Annotated in this window: 5 protein-coding genes; 1 reads left to right on the top strand and 4 read right to left on the bottom strand. The window is 60.9% G+C overall.

Going from position 1 to position 4830, the window contains the following annotated elements; translation table 11 throughout:
- The 3 genes from EN925_RS23740 to EN925_RS23730 form a co-directional block, all read right to left on the bottom strand.
- Positions 1-1352 (bottom strand): AAA family ATPase (locus tag EN925_RS23740; protein ID WP_128336977.1); only part of this gene is annotated, 1352 nt, incomplete at its 3' end.
- 6 nt (positions 1353-1358) lie between these two features.
- Positions 1359-1688, bottom strand: coding sequence for an ATP-dependent Clp protease adapter ClpS (clpS, locus tag EN925_RS23735; RefSeq protein ID WP_023812950.1), 330 nt, complete (start codon positions 1686-1688; stop codon positions 1359-1361).
- 296 nt (positions 1689-1984) lie between these two features.
- Positions 1985-2314: a phasin family protein gene (locus EN925_RS23730; RefSeq protein WP_013531776.1), complete on the bottom strand. Its 330-nt coding sequence runs from the start codon at positions 2312-2314 to the stop codon at positions 1985-1987.
- Positions 2315-2599: 285 nt separating this feature from the next.
- On the opposite strand from EN925_RS23730, the gene EN925_RS23725 reads away from it, so the two are divergent.
- On the top strand, positions 2600-4009 hold the full coding sequence (locus EN925_RS23725; RefSeq protein ID WP_013531777.1) for a D-alanyl-D-alanine carboxypeptidase: 1410 nt from the start codon (positions 2600-2602) through the stop codon (positions 4007-4009).
- Between the two features lie 46 nt (positions 4010-4055).
- Here EN925_RS23725 and EN925_RS23720 read toward each other — a convergent pair whose 3' ends face one another.
- Positions 4056-4754, bottom strand: a complete 699-nt coding sequence (locus tag EN925_RS23720) for a DnaJ domain-containing protein (RefSeq protein ID WP_127388340.1) — start codon at positions 4752-4754, stop codon at positions 4056-4058.
- Positions 4755-4830: the final 76 nt, after the last annotated feature.

Raw genomic sequence — 4830 nt, 5'->3', positions numbered from 1 at the left:
ATGCGGGCCATGGTGGCGATCGTCGCCTCGATCTCCTTGATGCCGATAGTCTTCTTGCGCTTGGCTTCCGGCACCAGCATCTGCGAGGCGCCGGTCTCGTCGATCACGTCGATCGCCTTGTCCGGCAGCTTGCGGTCGTTGATGTAGCGTGCCGACAGCTCCACCGAGGCCTTGATCGCCTCGTTGGTGAACTTCACCTTGTGGAACTCCTCATAATAGGGCTTGAGGCCCTTCATGATCTCGATCGCGTCCTCGATGGTCGGCTCGTTGACGTCGATCTTCTGGAAGCGCCGCACCAAGGCACGGTCCTTCTCGAAGAACTGGCGGAATTCCTTGTAGGTGGTCGAGCCGATGCAGCGGATCGCACCCGACGACAGCGCCGGCTTCAACAGGTTGGACGCATCCATGGCGCCGCCTGAAGTCGCCCCTGCCCCGATCACCGTGTGGATCTCGTCGATGAACAGCACGGCGCCAGGATAATCCTCGAGCTCCTTGACGACCTGCTTCAGCCGTTCCTCGAAATCACCGCGATAGCGCGTGCCGGCGAGCAGCGTGCCCATGTCGAGCGCGAAGATGGTTGCATTGTGCAGCACTTCGGGAACGTCGCCCTCGACGATGCGCTTGGCCAGGCCCTCGGCGATCGCCGTCTTGCCGACGCCGGGGTCACCGACATAGAGCGGGTTGTTCTTGGAGCGGCGGCACAGCACCTGGATGGTGCGGTTGATCTCGGACTCGCGGCCGATCAGCGGATCGATCTTGCCGGCCTTGGCCTTGTTGTTGAGGTTGACGCAATAAGCCGTCAGCGCGTCCTGCTGCTGCTTCTTCTTGCCGCCTTCCTCTTGCGGCTCGGCGCCGTTCTGGCCGCCCTGCTCGTCGTCGGCGCCGCGCGGCGAGCGTGTCTCCGACGCGCCCGGACGCTTGGCAATGCCGTGCGAGATGTAGTTGACCGCATCGTAGCGGGTCATCTGCTGTTCCTGCAGGAAATAAGCGGCATGGCTCTCGCGCTCGGCGAAGATAGCGACGAGCACGTTGGCGCCCGACACTTCCTCGCGGCCAGAAGACTGCACATGGATCACCGCGCGCTGGATGACGCGCTGGAAACCGGCCGTCGGCTTGGAGTCCTCGTCGTAGCCGGTGACGAGGTTGTCCAGCTCGGTGTCGATATAGGTGAGAACCGTATGCTTGAGCTCATCGAGATCGACATTGCAGGCGCGCATGACGGCGGCCGCCTCGGTATCGTCGATGAGCGCGAGCAGCAGATGTTCTAGGGTTGCATATTCATGGTGCCGCTCATTGGCGAGCGTCAGCGCCTGGTGAAGCGCCTTTTCCAGGCCTTGGGAGAAAGCCGGCATGTTACCTCACTTCTTCTCCATCACGCATTGCAGCGGATGCTGATTCTGTCGGGCGAAATCCATGACCTGGGACACTTTGGTCTCGGCCACCTCGAATGTATAGACCCCGCACTCGCCCACTCCATGATTGTGAACATGAAGCATGATGCGTGTGGCGGCTTCGCGATCCTTCTGGAAAAAACGCTCCAGCACGTGAACCACGAACTCCATCGGAGTGTAGTCGTCGTTGAGGATGAGGACCCGATAAAGGCTGGGCTTCTTGGTCTTGGTTTTGGTGCGCGTGATAACGGCCGTCCCACGGCCGGCCCCATTGCCGTTACCGTCGCCGTCTTGCATTCGCACCACGCGTCTCGTGGCAGTCAAACCGATCGTCACGTATTCCTGCCTCTTTCGATTCCCCATGCGAGTTCGACATGTAGGTGTTCGATGTACGATTTTAAGCCCTTCTGGTTAGCTGACAATATGGCTAGGTCACCAAACTTGGACGATTTTCGCAATCGTGAAGGGGCGCGAGGCTCTGGAACGGAAATTGACACGAAAAAGCCCGGCCACGTTTCCACGGCCGGGCTTTTTCTCGGGTCAAAAGGCTGAATCTGGGTCACGTCAGGCGAAATCAGTTCGCCCGGGCGAAATTACTTCGCCTTGGCAACGATCGATTCGAATGGCTTGTAGGCTTCCTTGGCGAGTTCGGCATAGAGATCGCCAATCTTGGTGGCCTCGGCGACGAAAGCCTCATAGGACTGCTTGGCATAGTCCGACTGGATCTCGATGGCCTTTTCCAGCGACTTGGCTGAAAACAGCTTCTCCACAGTGGCGCTGCCGGTTTCAAAACTCTTCTTGGTGTATTCACCAGCCTCGGTGGCAATCGCCTGTGCGCCCTTGGAGAGCGACGCGAAGCTCTTCAATCCGGTGTCGGCGAACTCTTTGCCGTATTTGCTGAAGTCCTCATAGGTCTGGGTCATTTCACGATTCCCTTGACGGTTGAGGCGTCCTTCTTCGGGGCGCCCTTGTGCAATGCAAGATAATATATTGTGCGCCGCACAAAAGTCAAGATTTCGCGGGCTTGCGGACCCGCCTGCGCAGCCAATGGCTAAAAATCGAATAAAGAGAGCTTCAAGCACGAAGAAAATGGTGAACGCGGCGGTTACCATAAACGGATTGGTAACGCTGCGCCGGTAGCTTGGCCGGAAGCGAGGCAGGACCCTTTGCCGCCTCCAACGCAACGAAGAAATCCAAGGGAAGTACCAGTGCGTAAGGCGTTGTTGGGCATCGTTTCCAAATCCACCTCCCCTCTCAAAACGATGATGATCATCGCCTTGGCGATGACATTCGTTTTTGGAGACGTTGCCTCGTCGCTGGCGGCCAAGCAGGCGGCCATCGTCGTGGATGCCAAGACTGGCAAGGTGCTTTACTCCGCAGATGCCAACGGCAGGCGCTATCCAGCTTCGCTGACCAAGATGATGACGCTGTACCTGACCTTCGAAGCGATGGCGAAGGGCAAGATCAGCAGGAATACGCCAGTGGTGTTTTCCGCCAAGGCCTCAGCCGAGGCGCCGACGAAACTTGGCGTGAAGCCGGGCGGTTCGGTCACGGTCGAGACCGCGATCCTGTCGATCGTCACCAAGTCGGCGAACGACTCGGCCACCGCGCTCGGCGAAATGCTCGGCGGCAATGAAACCACTTTTGCCCGCATGATGACCGCCAAGGCGCGTGCGCTGGGCATGAACGGCACCGTGTTCCGCAACGCCAATGGCCTGCCAGACCCTGGCCAGTTCACCACCGCGCGCGATATGGCGACGCTCGGCATCGCGCTGCGCGAGCATTTTCCGCAATATTACGGCTATTTCTCGCAGCGCTCCTTCCTCTACGGGCGTCAGCGCATCAACGGTCACAATCGCCTGCTCGGACGCATCAAGGGTGTCGACGGCATCAAGACGGGCTACACCCGCGCCTCCGGCTTCAACCTCGTCTCGTCGGTTTCCGACGGCAATCGCCGCATCGTCGGCGTGGTCATGGGCGGCAGTTCCGGCCGCAGCCGCGACAATCAGATGGCCAGCTTGATCAACACCTATCTGCCGAGGGCATCGACTCGCGGCGGTGGCGATCTGGTGGCCAAGGCCGGCGGCAACAACCCGGTCACCGCCCTCGCCCAGGTTCTCCTGCCCAAGCATGACGCTCCGACGCCCGATGACAAGCCTGTTGTGGCGCAGGACGACGCCACCGTCGCCGAGGACGCCACGGTCGCGGAAGACGATACCCCGCAGGCCGAAGAAGCAGCCCCCGTCGTCAAGACCAGAAAGGTCAAGACCGTCATCGTTTCAGCTCCCCAGGTCGCGACGGCCCAGGTCGTCGCTGCCTATGCCGAGCCAACGCCAGCGGCCGTCGACCCGGTCAACACGGCGTCGGTGCCGTCAGGCTGGGCCATTCAGGTCGCCTCGTCGCCAAAGCAGTCCGAGGCACAGGCCTTCCTCGACAAGACCACCAAGCAGGCGCCCAAGGTGCTGGCCGACGCCTCCGGCTTCACCGTCGCCTTCGACAAGGACGGCGTCACCTACTATCGCGCCCGCTTCGGCGGCTTCGGTTCGAAGACCGCCGCCTGGAAGGCCTGCACCGCTTTGAAGAAGAAGAACATCGAGTGCTACGCCGTCCAGCAGTAGGACGGCGTGGAAATCATCTCCCGGAAAAATTCTGCGTCGAAGGAGACTAGTTGTGATTGGAGAGCAAGACGTCCTTGGCTTCGTTAATCCGCGCCGCCAGGAAAGACGTGCCGCCGACATCGGGGTGCAGGCGCTGCATCAGGCGGCGGTGCGCCTGGCGGACATCCGCCGCGGCGGCCCCCGCTTCAAGACCAAGGACCTTGTAGGCCTCCTCCTTAGTCATGGCGCCCGGACCTGGCGCAACACCCAGCCCTTCGCCACCGTTCGTCTCAGTGTTTTTGCGCCAGACGGGAAATCTGCCGTCAAGATACGTCTCTAGCAACTGCCGGCTCTCCGGATCACCGGAGAGTTCGCGGTAGAGGTGCTGCAATTCCACCAGCCCCATCGCGCCAAGCATCTTGCCTTCGTGGCGGCCAGCCAGGACCAGTCCTTCGAGGCCGCCGGTATCGTGATCGAGCTCCATTTCCAATGCCGCTGTGCGCACCGTCGATCGTTTGCCCGGTGCAAGCCCCGCCGGCTGGCGTTTCATTCGCATGGAACCATACCAGGCAATTGCCGCGGTGAGGATCATGCCGCCGATGCCTTCACGGCCGACCACCAGCACGGCGACGCCGACAACTGCCAGAAGAGCCGGCCCGAGCGTTCGCAGCGTGCCCGCCAGTTTCGCTGGCTCGGCACGCAGAAAGATCGTCACCGCGCCAAGCAGCAGCAAAAGCAACGCTACAAAAGCGATGATTGCGCCCATTATTTTCCGCCGCCCCGCAGATGCTCGATCATCAGCCGGTCTTCCGGCCTGCCTCTGGCTTCGAGCGCCTTCAACC

It is taken from the genome of Mesorhizobium sp. M7A.F.Ca.US.006.04.2.1 (assembly GCF_004022915.1).
GTDB lineage: Bacteria > Pseudomonadota > Alphaproteobacteria > Rhizobiales > Rhizobiaceae > Mesorhizobium > Mesorhizobium ciceri.
The sequence above is the reverse complement of the archived record's forward strand: the minus strand, read 5'-3'. Positions and strand labels throughout refer to the sequence as shown.